Here is a 21,958-nt window from a genome sequence, read left to right on the forward strand (position 1 = left end):
CGGCCGCCTAGCGACGCGCGGCCCCCCGCGCGATTGATGCGCATCACCCGGTCACGCATCGGACACCCGCGGCGCGTCCGGAATGACCATAATGCAGATTCACGCCCCTTCCGCGTCAAGGTCTCCCATGTGGTACGCCGTCGTCGAACAGCAGCGGGAATGGATGCGCGCCTGGCGCGCGGCGACGCGTCACGCGTTCGACGTGTGGCCGGCCGCGACGCTGCCGCACAGCGCGTCCACGTGTTACGACGACCTGTTCGAGCCGCTGCTCGGCCCGGCCGCCGGCCCGCCGCGCTTCGAGCTGCGCGAGCCGGGCATCGACGAGCGGATCGTCGCGCACACGCCGTTCTGCCAGTTGCGACGCTTCGCGCAAGCCGGCACGCGCCGCACCGTGCTGTTGTGCGCGCCGCTCGCCGGGCACGCGGCCGTGATGATGCGCGAAACCGTCGAGGCGCTGCTCGCGGACGGCGACGTCTGCGTGACCGACTGGGTCAATGCGCGCGACGTCCCGCTCGCCGCGGGCCGCTTCGGGCTCGACGAGTACGTGGCGACGCTCGACGGCTTCGTCGACGCGCTCGCGAGCGACGCCCGGCCGCTGCACGTCGTCGCCGTATGCCAGGCGACGGTGCCCGCGCTCGGCGCGCTCGCGCTGCGCGCCGCGCGCGGCCTGCCGCCGCCCGCGAGCATCACGCTGATCGGCGGCCCAATCGACGCGCGCGTCAATCCCAGCGCGCTCGGCACGACGGCCGCGTCGCATTCGCTCGCGTGGTGCCGCCGTCATCTGATCGATATCGTGCCGCCATGCTTCCCCGGCCACGGCCGTCACGTGTTCCCGACCTATCTTCAGCAGGGCGAAATCGCGCTGCTGTATCCGCAGCGTTTCATGTCGTTGATCGAAAACTACGCGCGCGCCGCATCGCGCGTCGACATGGCGGCGCTGGCCGACGCACGGCGCGCCCTGCGCGAGTACACGGCGCTGCTCGACATGCCGGCCGAGTATTTTCTGGATACCGTCGACATCGTGTTCCAGCGGATGTGCCTCGCCAACGGCACGTGGGACGTGGGCGGCCGGCGCGTCGAGCCGGCCGCGCTGCGCGGCGTCATGCTGCTGACCGTCGAAGGCCGCTGCGACGCGGTCACCGGCGCCGGGCAGACCCATGCGGCGCTCGACATGTGCGGCGGGCTGACGGCCGGCGAGCGTCATCGCGTCGATGTCGACGAGTGCGATCACTACGGCCTCTTCACTGGCGACCATTGGCACGCCGACGTCCACCCGGCGCTGCAGCGGATGTTCGCGCAGGCCGAAGCCGAACGCCCGCGGCCGCGCCGGCGCCGCATCAGGCGGGGCTGATCCCGTCGTGCCGGACGCGTGCCGCGTCGAGCAGCGCGCGCACCTCGTCGTCGCCGACCTGGTCGAAATCCGCATAGAACTGGCCGATGCCGAAGAACCGCGCGGGCTGCAACACCGTGACGAACGCGTCGGCCACGTCGTCGAACATATGCGCGGCACCGGCCGGCGCGACGGGCACGGCAGCCACGATGCGCGCGGGACGGCGCGCGCGCAGTGCCTGCAGCGCGACGCGCATCGAGGCGCCGGTCGCGACGCCGTCGTCGACGACGATCACGACGCGCCCTTCGACCGGCAGCGGCGGCCGCGCGCCGCGATACAGCGCGTCGCGGCGCTGCAGCTCGGCGGCTTCACGCGCGATCACGTCGGCCAGTTGGTCGCGCGTCACGCCCATCGCGCGAATCGCCGCATGCCGCAGATGAATCGCGCCGCCCGTCGCGAGCGCGCCGATCGCGAGCTCCGGATCGGACGGCATGCCGAGCTTGCGCACGATCAGCAGGTCGAGCGGCGCGCGCAGCGCCTGCGCGACGGGGAACGCAACCGGCACACCGCCGCGCGGCAGCGCGAGGACGACGACGTCGCGACGGTCCGCATAGCCGTGGAGCGCATGCGCGAGCCGGCGCCCGGCGTCGGCGCGATCGGTGAAACATTCGGGCAGGTTCGGGGCCATGCTGTCGCGATGCGGTTGTGGGGCTTCGGGGCTTCGGGGCGGGATGCGTGATGAAAGATGCGGGACATGCGGTACGCGCTACCGCGATCGATGCCGAGCCGCACCTGCGCCCGTTCAACGAGCATGGTTCATCGCTGACGCCGATGCAAGCGGGGTCATACCGGCGTATCGGGCACCGCCCGCAGGGAACGCGACGAAGAGCGTCGCGCGAAAGTTGGGCGGTAGACCAACGCGGCCCAGAACCCGAGCCGGCCCGCTGCGCGCGGAGCTCGCAACGCGGAGCGCGCCGACACGCGGCTCATAAGCCGCGCAGCCCGCCCCGCCCGCTCACCGCCCGGCGGCCTGCCGGTACAGACGCCAGAACGACTGCGCGTAAGACTGCGCGAGCTCCGGCGCGCGCTGGAATACGTTGACCGTCTCCGCGTGCGCGGCAGCGCCTTCGGACAGCGTCGGCAGCGCGACGTTGTCGTCGACGATCGCGAAACGCGGCGCGGGATCGTCGTGCCGCGAGTCGATCGCGACGTCGATGCCGGCCGCTTTCAGGTAACCGGCGCCGCTATACCTGCCTGCACGCGCCGAGCGCACCAGCACGACGCGCACGTCGACGCCGCGCGCGCGCGCCGCCCGCAGCGCGGCCGCGACCGCGGGCGGCACATGCGCATAGCCGGCCAGCAGCACGCGCCGCTGCGCGTTGTCGATCAGGTCGACGGTCGCGTCGGCGGCCAAATTGTCATAGGAGAAGTATGTGCCGACCGACGCGGCGTCGGACGGAATGGGGCTGGCGTGGGCGCTCGCCGCGCAGCCGAGCGCGGCGAGAAGAATGGCGGCTGGTCTCATGGCGCGCGCCATTTTAGCGATGCCAATTCGCGTGGCAAGCGCTAGCCGACACGGTGCTGCGCCGGCGCAACACCCGTTGCGCCACGGCGATCGCGCGGGCCGTGTCGCGTGCCGGATTGCGCGCCGAGTAACGTGCCGAGCTACACGCCGAATTGCATCCGATCGCGCCGCGCCACGCGCTACCGTTCAGTCGCCCGCGACCCGCGCGAGCCAGCTCTCGACGCCGTCGACCGAGCGAAAATCGGCGACGCTGCGCGCCGGCAGCGCCGGATACGCGGCCGCCGCCATCTCGGCGAGCGCGCGGCCCGGCCCGAGTTCGAGGAACGCGCTTGCGCCGGCCTCGACACAGGCGGCCAGACACGCCGCCCATTCGACCGGCTCCGCGATCTGCCGCGCCAGCTTGTCGCGCCCCACGTCGACATCGAGCACCGACCCGCCATCGATCCCGGCAAACACGCGCGTGCCGGGTAGCGGCCGGCGCACGTTCGCCGCGGCGAGCGACGCGCGAAACGGCGGCACCGCTGCCGCCAGCCGGCGCGTGTGCGATGCGATCCGCACGCACACGGGCGCGACGCGCAATGCGCCCGCGCCCGCCGCAGCGTCGGCCACCGCGGCGACGTCGGGCTGGGCGCCGGCCACCACGAACGCATCGTCCGGATTCGCGATCGCGATCGCCGCGTCGCGGCCGTCACACAGGCCCGCGAGCTGCGCGCGCGCAAGCCCGCGCACGAACACCATCCGTTCATCGCCGCCGCTGGCCGCATCCATCGCACGCGCGCGCGCATCGGCGAGCTCCAGCGCGTCGTGCGGATCGATCATCCCGGCCACGCTCCACGACGCGACTTCGCCGACGCTGTAACCGGCCACGCAGCGGCGGCGCGGCCACGCGGCCGCGAGCAGTGCGGTCGCGGCGAGCGCCTGCAACGTGCAGAGGATCTGCGCTGCGCGGTTCTCGCCGAGCGCGTCCGGCCCGGCGCGCCGCACCCAGTCGCGCGGATCGTCGCCGAGCAGCCGGCCCGCGTGTGCGAACAGCGGTTCGGCCTGCGGCGCCGCACCGGTCAGCTCGAACATGTCGGCGCGCTGCGCGCCCTGCCCTGAACACAGGATCGCGAGCGTCATCGTTGCGCCTCGTCGGCGTCGAGCGCGTCGACGAATACGCTCATCGCGAGCAGGTCGGCCGCGCCGCCGGGGCTGAGGCGGCGCGCGACGAATGCGCGGTGCGCGGCAGCGGCGCGCAGCCGCCAGTCGCGCGCGCGGATGCCGCCGCGTGCGACGAATGCGCGTGCACTCGCGCGGGCGAAGTCGAGCCCGTCGCGCCCGCCGCGATGCAGCAGGTTCGTATCGTCGAGCGCGGCGATCAGCGCGAAGCAGGCTTCGACGCGCGCGGCTTCCGCGTCGCCCGGCATCCAGCGCGCGGCGCGCCGCAACGCCGGCAAGCCGACGCGATATACCGTCGCGAAGCCGCCGGCCGCCTCGCCGCGCGCGCCGCCGACGCCGTAGCGACGGCTCGCGCGCTCGCCGTGGCTGTCCGGCAGCCGCGGGCCGCCGAGGATCTCAGCGCCCCACCGCCGTGCGACGAATGCGCCGAGCGTCATCGTGCGGGCGGCCGCACCGGCTGCATCGGCCGTGGCGCGCCGGCCGGCCGCCGCGCACAGCAACCCGAGCCCGAAGATCGCGCCGCGATGCGTGTTCACGCCGCCGGTCGCGGCCAGCATCGCGTGTTCCGCGCGCAGCCCGATCTTGCGCAGCGTGCCCATGTCCGCGTCGCGCGCGCCGGCCTCGGCGAGTTCCGCGAAGTACGGCCGCAGCACGGCCGCGCTGCGTGCGAACGTCGCCGCGTCCATGTCCGCATGGCTGCCGGTGTCGACGTGGCTGACGAGCCCCGGTTTCGGATAAGTCCGGATTTCGAGCACGAGGCTGCGCTCGGCGAGTTCGGCGATGCGCTCGGCGCCGGACGGCGCGAGCGTGCGGCACGCAGCCCACGCATTCATCGCACACCTCGCGCGAAGGCTTCCACCGACATCAATTCGACGGCGAGCGCCGTCTTCACCGCGACTTCCGGCAGCCGCGCGTACAGTTCGCGCCAGTTCACGCCGGCGCCGTCGTCGCGCAGCAATTCGCCGTCGATGCGCATCGGCGCGCGCGCGTCGAGCGCCGCGAGGCCGTCGAGCAGCGCGTCGCGCAGCGCCGCGGCCGGCAGCGGAAACACGACGTCGAGATCGGATCCGTCGCTCAGATAGCGTTCGCCGGTCAGCGTCTGCCATGCGAGGCTGCCGAACACGCGCCCCTCGACGCCGCAGCGCGCACCCAGCGCAGCCAGTTCGCGCAGCGTTGGCTGCCATGCGGCGGGCGCGGCGGCGAGCACGTCGGCCAGCGCCGGCAACGCGCGACGCGCTGCGACGGCATCGGCCGCGGCGTTCAGCGCGACGCGCCGCTTGCCGGCGGCAGGCGGCAACGGGATGCCGAGCGGCACGCGCGCCGCGTCGGCTTCGTCGGGCGTGGCGCGGCGCACGATCAGCGGCCGGCCGTCGGCAGCCCACGCATGCACGACCGGATCGGCCGCGAGCGCGGGATCGCGCGCGAACGCGGCGGACCACCCGGCCGCCGTCAGCGTGACGAGCGTGTGGCGGCGCAGCGGTGCGTCAGCGCGCGGCACGCGCGAGCGCCTCGACGCGACGCGCGACGTCGGCCGCGACCGGGCGGCCGCGCGCGGCGCGCGTGTCGCCGCGATCGACTGGCCTGGCGAGCCACTCGCCGACCTGCGCGTCGAGCGCGCAGGCCGGATCGAGCACCGCGTCGACCGCGCCCATCTTCACGAGATTGTCGAGCCCCGGCGCGAACACCGGCGTCGAGCGCGCCATCGCCTCGAGCACGTCGATCGGCAGCTTCGTCACGCGCGACATCGACGGCAGGTCCATCACCTCCGGCTCAGCGCCCGGCAGCGCGAGCAGCGTGCGCGTCGCGAGCGCGGTCGCGATGAACGCGCCGGCGGCCGTATGGCCGTACAGCAAGCCGATCGTCCGGTGCCCGGCGAGCTCCGCATGCATCAGGCATTTGGCGAGATGCGACAGCCCTTCGTTCAGGCCGAGCAGTTCGTCGCGCTTGCTCATCCGCTGGCTGTCGCTGTCGACGAGCACGAGGATCGGCGTGGCGCCGCCGCGCTCGATCGTGGCGAGCACCTGCGACGCGAGCGCCAGCGCTTCGTCGATGCCGAACGGCAGACGCTCGGCGACGCCGATCACGTCGACGCGCGTGCCGCCCAGTTGCGCCGAGCCCGTCAGCAGGCCGCCATCGCGCGCAATCGAATGGCCCGTGGGAAACAGCGAGGTCAGTACTTCATCGAGCGTCATGCTGCGGCTCCTGTAACTGGTCGGCGAGCTTGGCGAATGCGTCGTCGGGCATACCGGGAATCGCTTCCGGCCGATCCGCGCCGAGCGCGCGCCACACGTCGAGCGCATCCGCACATCGGCCGAAGCGGGCGACGCGCGCTTCGAGACGCGCCTGCTCCGCGCGCAGCATCGCCGCATCGAACGCCGGCGCGCAGCCGAGCAGTTCGAGCGCCGCCGCGCGGAACGCTGCCGGCGTATCGGCGACGTAGCGGTCCGCGCCGCCGATCAGCCGCCGGTGCTTGCCGCCCATCGTGCGCCAGATCAGCGCGCGATCCTTCGCGTCGAATTCCTCCACGCCGCGATTGGTCTCGATCACCTCGGGCCCCGACACGCTGATGCGTCCCTGCTCGGACACTGCCAACGCCGAACAGCAGGCCGCGAGCAGACCGCCGCCGCCGTAGCAGCCGGCGCGCCCGCCGATCAGCCCGAGCACCGCCACGCCGGCCGCGCGCGCGTCGACCAGCGCCCGCATGATCTCGGCGATCGCGAGCTCGCCCGCGTTCGCTTCCTGCAGCCGCACGCCGCCGGTATCGAACAGGATCAACACCGGCTTGCCGAGCTCGCGCGCCGCGCGCAGCAGCCCCGTGAGCTTCGCGCCGTGCACTTCGCCGAAGGCGCCGCCCATGAAGCGGCCTTCCTGCGCGGCGATCAGCACGGGCCTGCCGTCGAGCCAGCCGTGGCCGACCACCATCCCGTCGTCGAACTGCTGCGGCAGCCCGAACAGCGGCAGATGCGGGCTCGCCACGCGTTCGGCCGGCCCGAGGAATTCGTCGAAGCTGCCCGCATCGAGCAGCGCGTCGATGCGCTGCCGCGCGGACGCCTCGTACCAACTCGCGTCGTTCGCGACGAACGCGGGCGCGTCGTGGTCGTGAATCGCCGGGTTCGTCATGCGTCCCCCTCGATCGCGCGCACGGCCTGCGCGAGCCGCAGCGACACCATGTCGGGCCGCGCGCCGCCGTCGTTGATCGACAGCTTCAGCCCGCCCGGCGCGCGCCGGTCGACGAAATCCGCCACGACGGCCCGCCACACCGCGCCGAAACCGACCGCCGCGGTGCGGATGTCGATCTCGCATTGATCGTCGGGCAGGACGCGCTCGACGAGCACCTCCAGGTTGCCCGACGCGACCACGCCGACGAGCGCCGCGGCCAGCCGGCCCTTCGCACGCGCGCGCGCGGCGAACCGATAGTTCAACTGTTCCATCCCGTCTTCCTCACCAGTTGCGGAACCGGGCCGGCGGCGCATAGAGGCCGCCCGACCAGTGCACGAGGTCCTTGATCGAGCGCGCGGCGAGCCAGCGGCGGTCGGCGTCGAGCGGATCGATGCCGAGATCCTCCGGGCGGCGGATCACGCCGCGCTCGCGCAGGCGCTCGACCATCCGGCGGTCGCGGCCGCGGCCGACCTCCGTGTAGCCGGCCACGCCGCGGATCGCCTGCTCGCGCTCGTCGAGGTCGCGGCACATCAGCAGGTTCGCGATCCCTTCCTCGGTGACGATGTGCGTGACGTCGTCGCCGTAGACCATGATCGGCGCGAGATCGAGCTGCAGCTTGTCGGCGAGCTTCAGCGCGTCGAGCTTCTCGACGAACATCGGCACGTTCTTGTCGCCGAACGTCTCGCCGATCTGCACCACCAGCTTGCGGCCGCGCCTGAGCGCCGCGGGCGTGTCGGGGTCGGCCTGCGCGCCGGCCTTCAGCCACGGCTCGCTCGGATGGCGCCGGCCGCGCGCGTCGCTGCCCATGTTCGGCGCGCCGCCGAAACCGGCGATGCGCTCGGCCGTGACCGTCGACGAATGGCCGGCCAGGTCGATCTGCAGCGTCGAGCCGATGAACATGTCGCACGCGTAGAGGCCCGCCGTCTGGCAAAACGCGCGGTTCGAGCGTAGCGAGCCGTCGGGGCCGGTGAACCAGACGTCGGAGCGCGCGCGGATGTAGTCGTCCATCCCGACTTCGGAGCCGAAGCAGTGAATCTGTTCGACCCAGCCCGATTCGATCGCGGGGATCAGCGTCGGGTGCGGATTGAGCGCCCAGTGCGTGCAGACCTTGCCCTTCAGCCCGAGCTTCGCGCCGTAGGTCGGCAGCAGCAGCTCGATCGCGGCCGTGTTGAAGCCGATGCCGTGGTTCAGCCGCTTGATCCCGTACGGCTCGTAGATGCCCTTGATCGCGAGCATCGCGGTCAGGATCTGCGTTTCGGTGATCGCGGCCGGGTCGCGCGTGAACAGCGGCTCGACGTAGAACGGCCGCCCCGCCTCGACGACGAAATGCACGCGGTCGCCCGGAATGTCGACGCGCGGCACCTTGTCGACGATGCGGTCGACCTGCGCGATCACGATGCCGTCCTTGAACGCGGTGGCTTCGACGACGGTCGGCGTGTCCTCGGTGTTCGGGCCGGTGTACAGGTTGCCGTCGGCGTCGGCGCTGACGGCGGCGATCAGCGCGACCTGCGGCGTCAGATCGATGAAGTAGCGCGCGAACAGCTCGAGATACGTGTGCACCGCGCCGAGCGCGATCTTGCCGCCGAACAGCAGCTTCGCGATGCGCTGCGACTGCGGGCCCGAATAGGCGAAGTCGAGCCGCTTCGCGATGCCGCGCTCGAACACGTCGAGATGCTCGGGCAGCACGACGCCCGACTGCACCATGTGCAGGTCGTGGATCTTCGTGTTGTCGACGTCGGCGAGCGCGACGGCGAGCAGGTCGGCCTGCTTCTGGTTGTCGCCTTCGAGGCACACGCGATCGCCCGGCTGCAGCACCGCTTCGAGCAGCGCGACGGCGTCGCGTGCCTCGACGCGCTTGCCGCGCGCGAACGCCGCGCCGGCCGCGATGCGTGCGTCGCGCGCCTGCCGCGCGTGATTCCATCCGGTCATGAAGAGTTCTCCCGCTTCGATGGTTCAGCGGCATTCTAAGCCGCGGGCTGCCGCCGATTGATGATGATGACGAATGCGACTCAGAGGGCGCCGCGATGGATGCGGCCGGTCGCCGCACGCGCGTGCCGCCGGCGCACGCTACGCGCCGACCAGCGCGCGCGTCGCGAAGAACAGCAGCGACGGCCCGAGCAGGCAGCCGACGCCGGTGTGGAACGTGGCGATCAGCGCGCCGTACGGCACGAGCCGGCGATCGGTCGCGGCGAGCCCCGCGCTCACGCCGCTCACCGTGCCGGCCAGCCCGCCGAAGATCATCGCGGAGCGCGGCGTCTTCAGCCCCATGAAGTTGGCGGCAACCGGCGTGCCGACCATCACGATGATCGCCTTCACGAGGCCGGTCGCGATGCTCAGCGCGATCACGTCGGAGCTCGCGCCGATCGCCGCGCCGGTGACCGGCCCGACGATGTAGGTGACGGCGCCCGCGCCGATCGTCGTCATGCTGACCGCATCGGTGTAGCCGAATGCGCGCGCGATGCTCGCGCCGACGATGAACGGCAGCACGGTGCCGAGCAACAGCGACACGACGCCGACGAGGCCGGCCTTGCGCGCCTCGGCCGGCTGCACTTCGAACGCGGTCGCGACGATCGCGAAATCGCGCAGCATCGCACCGCCCATCAGGCCGATGCCGGCGAACAGCCGCACGTCGGCGAGGCCCTTGTCGCCGCCGGTGAACGCGCCGCCGACGTACGCGAGCGCAAGACCGATGACGATCGCGATCGCGGAGCCGTGCACGCGGCCGAACGTGAGCCGGCGCGACGCGATCGACGACAGCCACATGATCAGGCCGACCAGCGCGAACGACGCGACGAGCCCGTTGTGGGCGACGGTTTTTTCGAGCATCTGCAGCATGGCGGCCTCCGTCACTGTTCTTCGAATTGCGGCACGCCGGCGAAGGCCGTGTCGTCGCGTCCGGTGCGCACCAGCACCGCGATGCAGCATGCGCAGATCGCGACCGCGCCGAGCGCGGCCAGCAGCGCGACCGGGCCGCCCTTCAGCGCGGCGACGACGTTCTGGTTCGCCGCCATCGCGACGACGACCGGGATGTACATCGCGCCCCAGAACCCGACGCCCGCTTCCGTCTCCTTCGGCAGCCAGCCGCGCCGGTGCAGCCACAGCCGCAGGCAGATCAGCAGCAGCATCGCGATGCCGACGCCGCCGACGTTGGTCTTCACGCCGATCGCGGCGCCCAGCAGGTCGCCGAGGAACAGCCCGGCCAGATGGCAGAACGCCAGCAGCGCGGTTCCGTAGATGATCATGAGTCGTCTCCAGTCTCTTGGTGCGGCGCCTGACGCGTGCAGGAGGGAGGGCCGGCCGCCGATACCCGGCCGGACTGTCCGTCTCCTGCGGCGCGGCGCCGCGGCCCGGCGGCTCGTCGTGCGAGCGCGTTCTCGGGGTCGATGGGATGATGCGGGTTCGGGCCGAACGCCGAATGGCTTAGACTGACCGAAGCAGCCGCCGGCACGACACGGGCTACGCCGCCGGTGCGGCCGGCCTTGAAGGGCCGCACTGGCGCGTGATCCGATACTAGCGCCGCAAAATCCGGCGATTTATGAAGTTGTCGAAACCGATTCAGTGGATTTAGCAATGCGTCCGTTACCGCCCGAACTGCTGCGCAGCTTCGTCGCCGTCGCGCAGTCCGGCAGCTTCACCGCCGCGTCCGAGCGCGTGAGCCTGTCGCAGTCGACCGTCAGCCAGCACATCCGCCGCCTCGAGGAGCTGCTCGACCGGCCGCTGTTCGAGCGCGACACGCGCAACGTGCGCCTGTCGCAGCACGGCGACGCGCTGTTGCGCTACGCGGTGCGCATTCTCGAGCTGATGGACGAAGCCGTCACGTCGGTGTGCGGGCCGCCGCTGTCCGGCAAGGTGCGGCTCGCGATGTCGGAGGATTTCGCGTCCGCGCATCTGACGGCCGCGCTCGCGAGCTTCGTGCAGCGCAATCCGGACGTCGAGCTGGCGATCTCGACCGGGCTGTCGGGCGATCTGTTCGACGCGCTCGACGAAGGCCGCCACGATCTGGTGTTCGCCAAGCGCGTCGCCGGCAGCCGGCGCGGCCGCGTGATCCGCAGCGAGCCGCTGTACTGGTGCACCGGCCCCGATTCGGCGATCACCGGCCACGAGGCCGTGCTGCCGCTCGCGATGCATCCGGAGCCGAGCGTGTCGCGGCGCCGCGTGCTCGAATCGCTCGAAGCGGTCGGCCGCCCTTACCGGATCGCCGTCGTGAGCAGCAGCATCGCGGTGCTGCGGGCGGCCGCGAGCGCCGGGCTCGGCGTGAGCGCGTTCGCCGGCTACGTGATCCCGGCCGGACTCGCGCGGCTCGACGCCGGGCTGCCGGAACTCGGCGAGCTCGAATACGTGATCGACCGGCCGGCCGCGGCGTCACGCTCGACGCTTGCGCTCGAGGCGACGCTGATCGCGGCGGCGGCGGGGTTGTAGCGGGATGCGTCGCGGTCGCGACGGTGGCGGCGGTCGAGGGTGGCGTCGAACGTGAGCCGCTGCGACGCGTCGCGACACGCCGCCGCCACCGCCGCAATCCACCCTCTTGAAATGCCGCTCGCCGGCCACTAACTAAGCGTCATCAGGCAATGCCCACCACGCGCACCGTGCGCGTCGACGGGGCTGCGTCGGCGCGTATCCCGCGCTTCACGTTCAGGAGGACCATCATGAGCGGTATGTATTTCGGCAACGATCTGTTCGACGAATTCACGCGCCTGCAGCGGCAGATGGCGAGCCTGTTCGGCGAGCTGCCGACCGGCATCCGCGCGGTGCGGCCCACCGCGTTCCCGGCGCTGAACATCGGCGCGACCGACGACGCGATCGAAATCGTCGCGTTCGCCCCCGGCATGGCCGCCGCCGACTTCGACGTGTCGATCGACAAGGACCTGCTGACCATCAGCGGCGAGCGCAAGCCGGTGCCGCAGGACGGCGGCGACGACGTGCGCACCTATGCGCAGGAGCGCTTTCACGGCGCCTTCCGGCGCGTGGTCGAGTTGCCGCAGAACGCCGATCCCGACAAGGTCAGCGCGCGCTACGAAAACGGCTGCCTGCTGATCCGCGTCGGCCGCCGCGAGGAATCGAAGCCGCGTGCCATCACCGTTCAGTGAACTTCAGGAGACCGACATGAACACGAGCCAGACCCTGACCGAACGTCCAACCGACGCCGCACAGCCGGCCGCCGCCGCTGCCGAAGGCGCGCGCCGGCCCGCGATCACGCCGGCCGTCGACATCGTCGAGGACGCACAGCGCGTCACGCTGCGCGCCGACCTGCCCGGCGTGCCGCGCGAGAACCTCGACGTCAAGGTGCACGACAACACGCTCACGATCGACGCGCAAGCGCGCATCGACACGCCGGCCGACCTGCGCGTGCGGCATGCGGAAGTGCGCGTGCCGCGCTTCGTGCGCTCGTTCGTGCTGAGCGCCGATCTCGACACGACGCGCATCGACGCGAACCTGCGCGACGGCGTGCTGACCTTGACGATCCCGCGCCGCGAAGAAGCGCGTCCGCGCCGTATCGACGTGACGGTCGGCGGCGCGTAAGCGCGCGAGAACCGGCCGACGACGACATGCGATGAAATCCCCGCCGGGCATGGTCCCGGACGGGGATTTTTCACATGCGGCGGCCCACGCCCGCGCAGCCGCGTTCAATCGAAATCGAACAGGTCGAACACCGACCGCTTGCGCCGCTGGCCGCCGTGCCGATGGCGGTCGTCGTCGGCGCGCGCGTCGCGCGGCCAGCCCCCGTCTCGGCCGCGCGGCGCGTGGCGATCGGGCCGCCCGTCAGCCGGTGCGTTAGCCCGTGCGTCGTGCCGTACATCGGGCCGTACCTCGCCGGTTTCGCGCGCGATCAGCTTGTCGAGTTCGCCGCGATCGAGCCACACGCCGCGGCACGTCGGGCAATAGTCGATCTCGATCGACTGGCGCTCGGCCATCAGCAGGTCCGGCGTCTTGCAGACAGGGCATTTCATCAGGCGGCTCCTTCGGGACTGGATTGCGCATCGGCGGCGGGCGTCGCCCGCCCGCCGGCTCGTTCGGTGACGCGCAGCTACGCTCAGTGACGCTCGGCCCGCGCCGCGCGCTTCGCCTTCGCGCGCCGCGCCAGCATGTTCATGCCTTCGACGAACGCCGAGAACGCCATGGCCGCGTAGATATAGCCCTTCGGCACATGCGAGCCGAAGCCTTCGGCGATCAGCGTCATGCCGATCACGACCAGGAACGACAGCGCCAGCATCACGATGGTCGGGTTGCGGTCGATGAAGCGCGCGAGCGGCTGTGCCGCGAACAGCATCACGCTCACCGCGACGATCACCGCGACGAACATGATCGGCACGTGCTCGGTCATCCCGATCGCGGTCACGATGCTGTCGATCGAGAACACGATGTCGAGCATCACGATCTGGCCGACCGCGGCCCACATCGTCAGGCCGGCCGCGCCGCTGCGCGCGCCGTCGTCGTCGCCGTCGTGCGACACGTGGTGATGGATCTCCGTGGTCGCCTTCCAGACGAGGAACAGGCCGCCCGACAGCAGGATGACGTCGCGCCACGAGAACGCGTGGCCGAACAGCGTGAACACCGGTTCGGTGAGGCTGGCGATCCACGCGACGCTGGCCAGCAACGCGAGGCGCATCACGAGCGCGAGCGCGATGCCGATGCGCTGCGTACGCGCGCGCTGCGCTTCGGGCAGCTTGTTGCTGAGGATCGAGATGAAGATCAGGTTGTCGATGCCGAGCACGACCTCCATCACCACGAGGGTCAGGAGCGCGGCCCAGACGGCAGGGTCGGCGGCAAGCGTCAGCAGGTAGTCCATGGAAGGCCCGGTTCGCGAGAGGAAAACCTGATGATAGGCAATCCACGACTTCGGAAAAATCAGCGAGAATCTGAGCTTTGGTGCGGTTTTTTCGATATATCGTCGCGATGCTGAATTTTCGCCATCTGTACTACTTCTGGGTCGTCGTGAAGGAAGGCGGTTTCGCGCGCGCCGCGCAGCGGCTCGACATGGCCGTGCAGACGATCAGCGCGCAGGTCCGGGAGCTGGAAAAGTCGCTCGGTCATCAGTTGCTGCGTCCGGCCGGCCGGGGCGTCGCGCTGACCGACGCCGGCCGCGCCGCGTATGCGCGCGCCGAGGTGATCTTCGAGATGGGCCGGCTGATCCCCGACGACGTGCGCGCGGCCGCCGGCCGGCCGACCGTGCGGCTCGCGGTGGGCCTCGCGGACGGCATCTCGAAGCTCGCCGCGCATGCGATCCTCGCGCCGGTGCTCGAGACGCCCGCGCTGCGGCTGCTGTGCCACGAGGGCGAGCACGATGCGCTGCTGGCCGAGCTCGCGCTGCATAATCTCGACCTCGTGCTGGCCGGCCAGGGCGCGCCGGCCGGCTCGAACCTGCGCGTGACGAGCGAGCGGCTCGTCGCATCGCCGGTCGACTGGTACGGCCCCGCGGCGCTCGTCACACCGGCCGCGCGGCAGCGTTTTCCGCAGTGTCTCGCCGAGTTGCCGGTGCTGCTGCCGACCGCGCATTCGGCGCTGCGCGCGCGCCTGGACCTGTGGCTCGAACGGGAACGGATCGTGCCGCGCGTGACCGGCGAATTCGAGGACAGCGCGCTGATGGCCGTGTTCGGCGCGCGCGGCCTCGGCGTGTTTCCGCTCAGCGAGCTCGGCGCGAACGATGCGGCGCTGCTGCGCGGCCTGCGCCGGCTCGGGCGGGCGGGCGACGTGACCGAGGAAATCCACGCGATCCGCTCGCGCCGCGGCGAGCACCATCCGCTGGCGTCGCAACTGCTCGCGGCGGCACGCGCGACGCCGGCCGACTGAAGCGAGCGCGACATCAAACGAAACTATAATGACGCCCCGGCCATACGAGATTGCCGCGCGCGCCGTGCGCGCACCGACGTCGCGCGACCTCGCGCTCGCCCGCCGTCGCGGCAACTCGCCGAGCCCTCTGAAAGACGCCATGCACAACCGATTTCGCCTGTCCTCCGTTTCGTGCGCGCTCGCGGCCGCCACCGTGCTGGCCGCGTGCTCGTCGCCGCCCAAGCCGATCTATCAGCAGGAACAGTTCGACGCGACGAGCAGCCCGTATGCGCATACGTTCCATGCGAAGTCCGAGGCGGCCTGCGAGGCCGCGCGGCGCTCGCTGCTGAGCCAGGGTTACGTGGTGTCGTCGTCGCGCAACGATGCGGTCGACGGCAGCAAGAACTTCCAGCCGAACAACGACATGCACGTCGTGATCGAGTTTCACGTCGTGTGCGCGGACGCGAACGCCGACGGCTCGTCGAGCATCGCGTACGTGAATGCGGTGCAGGACCGCTATACGCTGAAGAAGTCGAATACGTCGGCGAGCGTCGGCCTGAGCGTGTTCGGCTCGCTGTCGCTGCCGATCGGCTCGAGCGACGACGCGCTCGTGAAAACGGCGAGCGAGACGATTCCGGCGGGCGTCTTCTATGAACGCTTTTTCAATCTGGTCGACCATTTCCTGAAGATCGATCCGGCCCGCCGCGATCGCGCGACCGTGAAAGCGGCGGAAAAGGAGCATGTCGCGCCGCTGCCCGAGCCGGCGCCGACGCCGCAAGGCGAACCGATGAAGATGACGACGCCGGTCGTACCGACGCCGCCGGCCGCGCCGGTGCCGCTTTCGGGGACGGGGGTCGCGCCGGGTTCGGGGGGGCCGGTGGGGGCGGCGGCTGGGTCGGCCGTGGTCGCGCCGAGTGCGATGCGCGGGGCGACGCCGGGTGGAGGAGCGGGTTCGGCGACTGGTCCGGCTGCGGCTCGGGCTTCGGCCGCTGGTGCCGCTTCGGCGCCTGCCCCGGCCTCCGGACCTGCTTCGGCTCCGGCACCCGCTTCGGCACCCGCAGCGGCCTCCGCGCCAGCAGCCTCTTCGACATCCGCTCCGGTTTCGGCCCACGGTCCAGTTTCGACACACGCTCCGGCCTCGGCACCTGCTTCGCCTTCACCTGCTTCGGGGTCGACAGCTGTTCCTGCTTCGGCACCCGCACCGGCTTCGGCGTCCGGTCCTGTTTCAGCCCTCGGCCCGGCTTCAGCTACTGCGTCGCTGCCAGCCGCTGTTTCGACCGCTGCACCTGCTTCGGCTTCGGCGTCCGCTCCGGCCGCGACGCTCTCTCCGGCTTCACCGCAAGCACTCGAGACTGCTTCGATTTCGGCAGCCGGTTCAGCTGCTTCGGCTGCGGCCCATGCTGCGGCTTCTGCATCGGCTACGGCCGCAGCACTCGCTTCGGCTCCCGTCCTCGCTTCCACGGCTTCGTCTGCGCCGCCTCATGCCGCTGCGTCGGAAGCGGTTTCCGCGTCGGCACCCACCGGCACGCGCGGCACGCCGGTCGCTTCGAGCGCAGCTTTGGCAATGTCCGGTCCCACGGCAACGGCAACCACGCACGCCGCTGCGGCCTCCGCAAGCAATACGTCGGCGTCCGCACCCACCGCCGATCCCATAGCATCGTTCGCGCCGACCGCGGTCAGCGCAGCGCCGGCCAACTGACCACGCGCCCCTCGTCCACGCGTGCCATGCGCACGTAGCGACGGAACGGTGGACGTTTCGCGCGACACAGTGCTTCGATGCGTCGGCGCTTCGCCCGCCGTGTGCGGAACCGATCGCGAGCGCGCCGCTCGTGCATGCGGCCGACGGCGGGTACGACACGCCCTCGTCCTCGTCGTCGCATAGCGATCTGCGCCGCTGCGGCCGACCACCTCACGCGCCGCGCTCGCATCCGCTCACGGCAACGCGAATCGCGAGCCAGCCCCGCCGAGCACCGCGCGACAGACACCGCGAAGTCACACCGACAAGCCATCGCCGTCCGTTCGCACCGCCGTCACGCATCCGGCTCGATCGCCGCCAGTCACCGGCCGAGCGTCACGGACGGCCACACCTCACCGCAACGTAGCGCTCCACGACTGCAGTTGCTCGATGGTCGCCGTCACGCCGCCGCAGACGATCACCGCGATGTTCGACGCCGCGGCCAGCACCGGCACCGGCCGTTCGAGCGCAGCCAGCGCGGCGCCGCACGCGGGCTCGACGACGAGCCGGTGCTCGTCCACCAGCCGCAACGAGGCGGCCACCGCCTGCGCATCCGATACGACGACCGGATGAATCGGATGCCGGCTCGCCCACTCGAGCGCCGCGTCGCACGGCCGCTTCGCGCCGAGCGACGTCGCGATGCTCTCGATCGCCGGCAGTTCCACCGGACGCCGCTGCGCGACCGAGCGCGCATAGCAGTCGGCGCCCGCCGTCTCCACCGCGACGACCGGCACGTCGTGCCAGCCGTTGCGCGCGAGCCCCTCCAGCACGCCGCACAGCAGCCCGCCGCCACCGACCGCGAGCACGATCGCGTCGGGTTTCGGGCCGACGGCCGCGATCTCGTCGACGATCGTCGCGTGGCCGCCCCACAACACCGGATCGTCGAACGGGTGCACGAACGCGTCGTGCTCGCCGACGGCCGCCAGCGCGAACGCGTTGGCCTCGACCCAGCTCGCGCCATGCACGACGACCTCGGCCCCTTCGCCGCGAATCAGTTCGCGTGCGCGCACGGACGCGGTTTCAGGCACCACCACCAGCACCGGCACGCCGAGTTCGCGCCCGCAATACGCGACCGCGATGCCCGCATTGCCGCCCGACGACGACACGAAGCGACGCGCGCCGGCCGCCTGTCGCGCCGCGCACACCGCGCCGATCCCGCGCAATTTGAACGAACCGGATGGCTGAAGCGCATCGAGCTTCAACCAGACGTCGGCGCCGAGCCGGCGGGAGGCGGTGTGCGAGCGGAGGTACGGCGTCTGAATATGGAGCGGCATGGTGCGGATCACGATGGAACACGAGGGACGGGCGCAGCCGTCGATCAAGCAACGGCAACGGCAACGGCAACGGCAACGGCAACGGCAACGGCAACGGCAACGGCAACGGCAACCATCGTACGGCACGCGGGCCATGCTTTTCCAATACCATCGAAGCGTATTCGCCATGCTTGCCAGGCATATCATTCTCACCAACCGAAACCGGAAACCGGAGTCCCCACCCGCATGCGCCAGATCGAACTGCGTCACCTGCGTTATTTCGTGGCCGTCGCGCAAGCCGGCAGCGTGATGGGCGGCGCCCGCGCGGCAGGCATCGTGCAGCCGGCGCTGTCGCGGCAGATCCGCGAGCTGGAGGGCGCGATCGGCACGCCGCTGCTGATCCGCCGCGCGACGGGCGTCACGCTGACGGCGGCCGGCGCGAGCTTCCTGCGCGATGCGACCGCCGTGCTCGCCACGGTGCGGGACAGCCGCGAACGCGCATTGCGCAGCGCGGCCGGCCAGCTCGGCGAACTGCGGCTCGGCGCGCTGCCGAACTGCCTGCCGCTGCCGGTGTTCGCCAACGTGCTGAAGACGTTTCGCGCCGCATGCCCGGACGTGAAGCTGTCGATCGCGCCGATGCTGTCGGCCGAACAGGCCGACGCGCTGGTGCGCGGCCAGCTCGACGGCGGGATCATGGCGTGGCGTCGCGACGAGGCGCCGCACCTGTCCGGCGTGCGGCTGCTGAGCGACCGCTTCGTGCTCGCGATGCCCGCGCCGCCCGGCGAACCCTTCGATGCGCCGCGCTCGCTCGCGGACGTCGCGGACCAGCCGTTCGTGTGGTTCGACGCGCAGCGCTCGGCCGCGCACCACCGCTTCCTGATCGCGCAATGCGAGCGCGCGGGCTTCACGCCGCGCATCGCGCAGGTCGGCAGCGACATCCCGACGCTGATCGGCCTCGTCGCGGCCGGCATGGGCTGCGCGTTCGTGCCGCACAGCGCGGCGCCGACGTGTCCGCACACGGTCCGGCTCGTCGCGCTCGACGAGCTGGCGAGCCGCTTCGACATCGAGTTCGTGTTCGACGGCGCGGCCGTGCCGGCGTCTCCCGTCGTCGCGCGGTTTCTCGAAGCCGTGCACGCAGTGGTCGACCAGGCGGACTGAGCGCAAGCGCGCACGGCAGCCGCGCTCGTCGGCGCTCGTTCGGCCGGCAGGCCGCCAGCCCGCCGCCACGACCGGCTTCGCGGCCATCGCGCACTAAACACTTCAGCACCCCGACGAAAATCCTTTCAAATATATAACGCACAACATTACCGTGTCGGTATTTTTAAATTGACGCCAAAAACAGCCGTTTAACGTCATTTCGAATCGCAATGCCGCGAAATATACTTCGCGCGCATCCATTCCTCGTGCCAAAGAGAGGATGCCTTTTCGCCCCGGTCACGGCCCCCCTGTGACCGGGGCTTTTTTTGCTCGAGGCCCGCCGACGCGGCCGTCGCAGCGCGCGGGCACGCCGCCCGCATCACGCATTCTTGACATCGAATCAAGATTATTTCGTGCGCACGCGGCTTTTTTCATCAGAACAATGTGGGCACACTGCAGGCTGTCCGCGACGGCCCGCTGCCGTTGCGCAACGCTGACAGGAAGGCATCGCGTGAACCCCAACTCCACTTCTCCCTCCCGCGCGGCCCACGGCACCGCGCTGCCGCTGCTGGCGCTCGCCGCCGGCGCGTTCGGCATCGGCACGACCGAATTCGCGCCGATGGGCCTGCTGCCGGTGATCGCCGACGGCGTGCACGTGTCGATTCCGCAGGCCGGCATGCTGATCAGCGCGTATGCGATCGGCGTGATGGCCGGCGCACCGCTGATGACGCTGCTGCTCGCGCGCTGGTCGCGCCGCTCGGCGCTGATCGCGCTGATGTCGATCTTCACCGTCGGCAACCTGCTGTCGGCCGTCGCCCCGGGCTACACGACACTGCTGCTCGCGCGGCTCGTCACGAGCCTGAACCACGGCGCGTTCTTCGGGCTCGGCTCGGTGGTCGCGGCCAGCCTGGTGCCGCGCGAGCGGCAGGCCAGCGCGGTCGCGACGATGTTCATGGGTCTGACGATCGCCAACGTCGGCGGCGTGCCGGCCGCGACCTGGCTCGGGCAGATGATCGGCTGGCGGATGTCGTTCGCGGCCACCGCGGCGCTCGGCGTGATCGCGATCGCCGGTCTGTTCGCGGCGCTGCCGAAGGGCGACGCCGGCAAGATGCCGGACCTGCGTGCGGAGCTGGCGGTGCTCACGCGTCCCGTCGTGCTCGGTGCGCTCGCGACGACGGTGCTCGGCGCCGGCGCGATGTTCACGCTCTACACGTACGTCGCGCCGACGCTCGCGCACGTGAGCGGCGCAACGCCCGCCTTCGTGACGGCGATGCTGGTACTGATCGGCGTCGGCTTCTCGATCGGCAACATCGCCGGCGGCCGGCTCGCCGACCGCTCGCTCGACGGCACGTTGATCGGCTTCCTCGTGCTGCTGATCGCGACGATGGCCGCCTTTCCGCTGCTCGCCCGCACGCACGTCGGCGCCGCGCTCACGCTGCTGGTGTGGGGCATCGCGACGTTCGCGGTGGTGCCGCCGCTGCAGATGCGCGTGATGCGCGCGGCCCACGAAGCGCCGGGCCTCGCGTCGGCCGTCAACATCGGCGCGTTCAACCTCGGCAACGCGCTCGGCGCGGCAGCCGGCGGCGCCGCGCTGTCGGCCGGCTTCGGCTACCCGGCCGTGCCGCTCGTCGGCGCGCTGATCGCCGCGGCCGGCCTCGCGCTGGTCGCGCTGCAGCGGGCGCAACGCCGGCGCGCACCGGTTGCCGCGAATTCGTAAACGCCGCGCGATCCGCATTACGCCGGCACGCGGCGCGACAACCGGTTACCGGCGACCGGCAACGGGCGACCGGCCCGCACCGGGATGCCGATGCGCTCTTCATCGTCAGCGGCATGCGCGCGGCCGCCGCGCCCGCGACGCTCAGCGTGCGGCGGCGAACCCGCTGAAGAACGCGCGCGCGTTGGCGTCGAGGCTCTCGAGGTGATAGCCGCCTTCCTGCACGATCACCGTCGGTAATGCGAGCGCACCGAGCGCGCCGCCGAGCCGCCCGAACCCGTCGGTCGTGACGGCCACCTGCGACTGCGGGTCGTCCTTGTAGATGTCGAAGCCGAGCGCGAGCACGAGCGCATCGGGCTCGAAACGCGCGAGCGCGCGCAACGCATCGTCGAGCCGCTCGAAGAACGCCGACTCCGGCGCGCCGTGCGGCATCGGCAGGTTCAGGTTGTAGCCGTCGCCGGCCGCCGCGCCCGTCTCGTCCTCGTAACCGGCGACGACCGGGTAGAAGTTGGTCGGGTCGCCGTGGATCGACACGTACAGCACGTCGTCGCGATCGTAGAAGATCTCCTGCACGCCCTGCCCGTGATGCATGTCGGTATCGAGCACCGCCACGCGGCGATGGCGGCCGAGCAGCGCCTGCGCGGCGATCGCCGCGTTGTTCAGATAGCAGAAGCCGCCGGCCGCGTCGCGCCGTGCATGATGACCGGGCGGACGGCACAGCGCGTACGCGTCGCGCGCGCCGTCGTTGACGTGCGCGGCCGCCGCGAGCGCACTCTGCGCCGACCAGTACGCCGCGCGCCACGTGTGCGCGCCGATCGGGCAACTGCCGTCGGCCAGATAGCGCGCCGCTTTCGCCAGTATCCCGCGCAGCGGGTTCGGGTCGCGCACGAATACGTTCGACATCACTTCGTCGCCCCAGTCGTCGGGCATCCGCTTCCAGTCGCCGTGCGCTTCCTCGAGAAAGCGCAGGTAGTTCATGTCGTGCACGGCCGCGATCGGCGCGGTGCCGCGGTCGGCCGGCTCGCACACGTCGAAGTCGAGCGCGCGCACCGCCGCGACGAGGCGCGCCGCACGCTCGGGCACCTCCTGCGGCTCGCGCATCCTGCCGCGCGACAGGTAGGTGCGCGGATGGTGCAGCAACTGTTCGGGATGGAAGTAGGTTTTCATCGTTGTCCTCGTG

The 21,958-nt window shown here is 71.3% G+C and carries 23 protein-coding genes; 8 read left to right on the top strand and 15 right to left on the bottom strand.

Annotation, left to right across the window (positions count from 1 at the left end):
- Window positions 1-127 precede the first annotated feature (127 nt).
- Entirely contained in the window at window positions 128-1,351 is a 1,224-nt protein-coding gene (gene phaZ, locus MBR110_RS11375; RefSeq protein WP_014722806.1) for a polyhydroxyalkanoate depolymerase, read from the top strand.
- Here the strand turns inward: phaZ and MBR110_RS11380 are convergent.
- From MBR110_RS11380 to madL, 11 genes are all read right to left on the bottom strand, one after another.
- Complete coding sequence (locus MBR110_RS11380; RefSeq protein ID WP_014722805.1) at window positions 1,338-2,018, bottom strand: phosphoribosyltransferase; 681 nt, start codon at window positions 2,016-2,018, stop codon at window positions 1,338-1,340. The two genes, phaZ and MBR110_RS11380, sit on opposite strands and share 14 nt — an antisense overlap.
- A 327-nt stretch (window positions 2,019-2,345) precedes the next feature.
- On the bottom strand, window positions 2,346-2,867 hold the full coding sequence (locus tag MBR110_RS11385; protein WP_011884259.1) for a phospholipase D-like domain-containing protein: 522 nt from the start codon (window positions 2,865-2,867) through the stop codon (window positions 2,346-2,348).
- 174 nt (window positions 2,868-3,041) lie between these two features.
- Window positions 3,042-3,974: an acyltransferase domain-containing protein gene (locus tag MBR110_RS11390; RefSeq protein ID WP_059475901.1), complete on the bottom strand. Its 933-nt coding sequence runs from the start codon at window positions 3,972-3,974 to the stop codon at window positions 3,042-3,044.
- On the bottom strand, window positions 3,971-4,846 hold the full coding sequence (mdcB, locus tag MBR110_RS11395) for a triphosphoribosyl-dephospho-CoA synthase MdcB (protein ID WP_059475900.1): 876 nt from the start codon (window positions 4,844-4,846) through the stop codon (window positions 3,971-3,973). Before mdcB ends, MBR110_RS11390 begins: the two co-directional genes overlap by 4 nt.
- Window positions 4,843-5,511 (bottom strand): malonate decarboxylase holo-[acyl-carrier-protein] synthase, encoded by a 669-nt coding sequence (gene mdcG, locus MBR110_RS11400; protein WP_011884255.1) that lies wholly within the window; start codon window positions 5,509-5,511, stop codon window positions 4,843-4,845. The genes mdcB and mdcG overlap by 4 nt, the downstream gene beginning before the upstream one ends.
- A complete protein-coding gene (gene mdcE / locus MBR110_RS11405) occupies window positions 5,498-6,205 on the bottom strand; it encodes a biotin-independent malonate decarboxylase subunit gamma (RefSeq protein WP_181709071.1) in 708 nt (235 codons plus the stop codon). The genes mdcG and mdcE overlap by 14 nt, the downstream gene beginning before the upstream one ends.
- Window positions 6,192-7,133: a biotin-independent malonate decarboxylase subunit beta gene (locus MBR110_RS11410; RefSeq protein WP_176315877.1), complete on the bottom strand. Its 942-nt coding sequence runs from the start codon at window positions 7,131-7,133 to the stop codon at window positions 6,192-6,194. The genes mdcE and MBR110_RS11410 overlap by 14 nt, the downstream gene beginning before the upstream one ends.
- A complete protein-coding gene (gene mdcC / locus MBR110_RS11415; protein ID WP_059462915.1) occupies window positions 7,130-7,444 on the bottom strand; it encodes a malonate decarboxylase acyl carrier protein in 315 nt (104 codons plus the stop codon). Before mdcC ends, MBR110_RS11410 begins: the two co-directional genes overlap by 4 nt.
- Window positions 7,445-7,454: 10 nt before the next feature.
- Window positions 7,455-9,101, bottom strand: coding sequence for a malonate decarboxylase subunit alpha (gene mdcA / locus MBR110_RS11420; protein WP_045579276.1), 1,647 nt, complete (start codon window positions 9,099-9,101; stop codon window positions 7,455-7,457).
- Window positions 9,102-9,239: 138 nt separating this feature from the next.
- Complete coding sequence (gene madM / locus MBR110_RS11425) at window positions 9,240-10,007, bottom strand: malonate transporter subunit MadM (RefSeq protein WP_011884249.1); 768 nt, start codon at window positions 10,005-10,007, stop codon at window positions 9,240-9,242.
- A gap of 11 nt (window positions 10,008-10,018) precedes the next feature.
- Window positions 10,019-10,414 (bottom strand): malonate transporter subunit MadL, encoded by a 396-nt coding sequence (gene madL, locus MBR110_RS11430; protein ID WP_011884246.1) that lies wholly within the window; start codon window positions 10,412-10,414, stop codon window positions 10,019-10,021.
- Window positions 10,415-10,742: 328 nt separating this feature from the next.
- Here madL and MBR110_RS11435 point away from each other — a divergent pair, with 328 nt between their 5' ends.
- The 3 genes from MBR110_RS11435 to MBR110_RS11445 all read left to right on the top strand — a co-directional run bounded on the left by MBR110_RS11435 (window position 10,743) and on the right by MBR110_RS11445 (window position 12,692).
- On the top strand, window positions 10,743-11,591 hold the full coding sequence (locus MBR110_RS11435) for a LysR substrate-binding domain-containing protein (RefSeq protein WP_011884244.1): 849 nt from the start codon (window positions 10,743-10,745) through the stop codon (window positions 11,589-11,591).
- A gap of 227 nt (window positions 11,592-11,818) precedes the next feature.
- The gene (locus MBR110_RS11440) at window positions 11,819-12,259 is read left to right on the top strand and encodes an Hsp20/alpha crystallin family protein (RefSeq protein WP_011884243.1); all 441 of its coding nucleotides are present in this window, start codon (window positions 11,819-11,821) and stop codon (window positions 12,257-12,259) included.
- Between the two features lie 16 nt (window positions 12,260-12,275).
- The gene (locus tag MBR110_RS11445) at window positions 12,276-12,692 is read left to right on the top strand and encodes an Hsp20/alpha crystallin family protein (RefSeq protein WP_011884241.1); all 417 of its coding nucleotides are present in this window, start codon (window positions 12,276-12,278) and stop codon (window positions 12,690-12,692) included.
- Between the two features lie 104 nt (window positions 12,693-12,796).
- Here MBR110_RS11445 and MBR110_RS11450 read toward each other — a convergent pair whose 3' ends face one another.
- Window positions 12,797-13,120: a TFIIB-type zinc ribbon-containing protein gene (locus MBR110_RS11450; protein WP_034193232.1), complete on the bottom strand. Its 324-nt coding sequence runs from the start codon at window positions 13,118-13,120 to the stop codon at window positions 12,797-12,799.
- Between the two features lie 83 nt (window positions 13,121-13,203).
- Window positions 13,204-13,959 carry a TerC family protein gene (locus MBR110_RS11455; protein WP_011884237.1) on the bottom strand — a complete coding sequence of 252 codons (756 nt, stop codon included), beginning with the start codon at window positions 13,957-13,959 and terminating at the stop codon, window positions 13,204-13,206.
- Window positions 13,960-14,066: 107 nt separating this feature from the next.
- On the opposite strand from MBR110_RS11455, the gene MBR110_RS11460 reads away from it, so the two are divergent.
- On the top strand, window positions 14,067-14,960 hold the full coding sequence (locus MBR110_RS11460; RefSeq protein WP_011884235.1) for a LysR family transcriptional regulator: 894 nt from the start codon (window positions 14,067-14,069) through the stop codon (window positions 14,958-14,960).
- Window positions 14,961-15,099: 139 nt separating this feature from the next.
- On the top strand, window positions 15,100-16,638 hold the full coding sequence (locus tag MBR110_RS11465) for a DUF2242 domain-containing protein (RefSeq protein ID WP_081058915.1): 1,539 nt from the start codon (window positions 15,100-15,102) through the stop codon (window positions 16,636-16,638).
- A gap of 389 nt (window positions 16,639-17,027) precedes the next feature.
- Here the strand turns inward: MBR110_RS11465 and MBR110_RS11470 are convergent, their stop codons facing one another.
- Window positions 17,028-17,948, bottom strand: coding sequence for a pyridoxal-phosphate dependent enzyme (locus MBR110_RS11470; RefSeq protein ID WP_045579281.1), 921 nt, complete (start codon window positions 17,946-17,948; stop codon window positions 17,028-17,030).
- Between the two features lie 225 nt (window positions 17,949-18,173).
- Here MBR110_RS11470 and MBR110_RS11475 point away from each other — a divergent pair, with 225 nt between their 5' ends.
- The gene (locus MBR110_RS11475; protein WP_181709072.1) at window positions 18,174-19,085 is read left to right on the top strand and encodes a LysR family transcriptional regulator; all 912 of its coding nucleotides are present in this window, start codon (window positions 18,174-18,176) and stop codon (window positions 19,083-19,085) included.
- 490 nt (window positions 19,086-19,575) lie between these two features.
- Entirely contained in the window at window positions 19,576-20,781 is a 1,206-nt protein-coding gene (locus MBR110_RS11480; RefSeq protein WP_034193228.1) for an MFS transporter, read from the top strand.
- Between the two features lie 141 nt (window positions 20,782-20,922).
- On the opposite strand, the gene MBR110_RS11485 is transcribed toward MBR110_RS11480, so the two are convergent.
- Window positions 20,923-21,945, bottom strand: a complete 1,023-nt coding sequence (locus MBR110_RS11485) for a histone deacetylase family protein (RefSeq protein WP_059559123.1) — start codon at window positions 21,943-21,945, stop codon at window positions 20,923-20,925.
- Window positions 21,946-21,958 lie beyond the last annotated feature (13 nt).

Origin of the sequence: Burkholderia sp. MBR-1 (assembly GCF_013822785.1) — a bacterium.
GTDB classification, from domain to species: Bacteria; Pseudomonadota; Gammaproteobacteria; order Burkholderiales; family Burkholderiaceae; genus Burkholderia; species Burkholderia vietnamiensis.

What these genes read in the sequence shown, in the direction of transcription:
- MBR110_RS11435 (WP_011884244.1), top strand. Translation starts at nt 10,743, where the DNA reads ATGCGTCCGTTACCGCCCGAACTGCTGCGCAGCTTCGTCGCCGTCGCG.
- MBR110_RS11390 (WP_059475901.1), bottom strand. Translation starts at nt 3,974, where the DNA reads ATGACGCTCGCGATCCTGTGTTCAGGGCAGGGCGCGCAGCGCGCCGAC.
- MBR110_RS11440 (WP_011884243.1), top strand. Translation starts at nt 11,819, where the DNA reads ATGAGCGGTATGTATTTCGGCAACGATCTGTTCGACGAATTCACGCGC.
- MBR110_RS11460 (WP_011884235.1), top strand. Translation starts at nt 14,067, where the DNA reads ATGCTGAATTTTCGCCATCTGTACTACTTCTGGGTCGTCGTGAAGGAA.
- MBR110_RS11410 (WP_176315877.1), bottom strand. Translation starts at nt 7,133, where the DNA reads ATGACGAACCCGGCGATTCACGACCACGACGCGCCCGCGTTCGTCGCG.
- MBR110_RS11385 (WP_011884259.1), bottom strand. Translation starts at nt 2,867, where the DNA reads ATGGCGCGCGCCATGAGACCAGCCGCCATTCTTCTCGCCGCGCTCGGC.
- MBR110_RS11470 (WP_045579281.1), bottom strand. Translation starts at nt 17,948, where the DNA reads ATGCCGCTCCATATTCAGACGCCGTACCTCCGCTCGCACACCGCCTCC.
- phaZ (WP_014722806.1), top strand. Translation starts at nt 128, where the DNA reads ATGTGGTACGCCGTCGTCGAACAGCAGCGGGAATGGATGCGCGCCTGG.
- mdcE (WP_181709071.1), bottom strand. Translation starts at nt 6,205, where the DNA reads ATGACGCTCGATGAAGTACTGACCTCGCTGTTTCCCACGGGCCATTCG.
- MBR110_RS11455 (WP_011884237.1), bottom strand. Translation starts at nt 13,959, where the DNA reads ATGGACTACCTGCTGACGCTTGCCGCCGACCCTGCCGTCTGGGCCGCG.
- MBR110_RS11485 (WP_059559123.1), bottom strand. Translation starts at nt 21,945, where the DNA reads ATGAAAACCTACTTCCATCCCGAACAGTTGCTGCACCATCCGCGCACC.
- madM (WP_011884249.1), bottom strand. Translation starts at nt 10,007, where the DNA reads ATGCTGCAGATGCTCGAAAAAACCGTCGCCCACAACGGGCTCGTCGCG.
- MBR110_RS11465 (WP_081058915.1), top strand. Translation starts at nt 15,100, where the DNA reads ATGCACAACCGATTTCGCCTGTCCTCCGTTTCGTGCGCGCTCGCGGCC.
- mdcB (WP_059475900.1), bottom strand. Translation starts at nt 4,846, where the DNA reads ATGAATGCGTGGGCTGCGTGCCGCACGCTCGCGCCGTCCGGCGCCGAG.
- MBR110_RS11450 (WP_034193232.1), bottom strand. Translation starts at nt 13,120, where the DNA reads ATGAAATGCCCTGTCTGCAAGACGCCGGACCTGCTGATGGCCGAGCGC.
- mdcA (WP_045579276.1), bottom strand. Translation starts at nt 9,101, where the DNA reads ATGACCGGATGGAATCACGCGCGGCAGGCGCGCGACGCACGCATCGCG.
- mdcC (WP_059462915.1), bottom strand. Translation starts at nt 7,444, where the DNA reads ATGGAACAGTTGAACTATCGGTTCGCCGCGCGCGCGCGTGCGAAGGGC.
- MBR110_RS11475 (WP_181709072.1), top strand. Translation starts at nt 18,174, where the DNA reads ATGCGCCAGATCGAACTGCGTCACCTGCGTTATTTCGTGGCCGTCGCG.
- MBR110_RS11445 (WP_011884241.1), top strand. Translation starts at nt 12,276, where the DNA reads ATGAACACGAGCCAGACCCTGACCGAACGTCCAACCGACGCCGCACAG.
- MBR110_RS11380 (WP_014722805.1), bottom strand. Translation starts at nt 2,018, where the DNA reads ATGGCCCCGAACCTGCCCGAATGTTTCACCGATCGCGCCGACGCCGGG.
- madL (WP_011884246.1), bottom strand. Translation starts at nt 10,414, where the DNA reads ATGATCATCTACGGAACCGCGCTGCTGGCGTTCTGCCATCTGGCCGGG.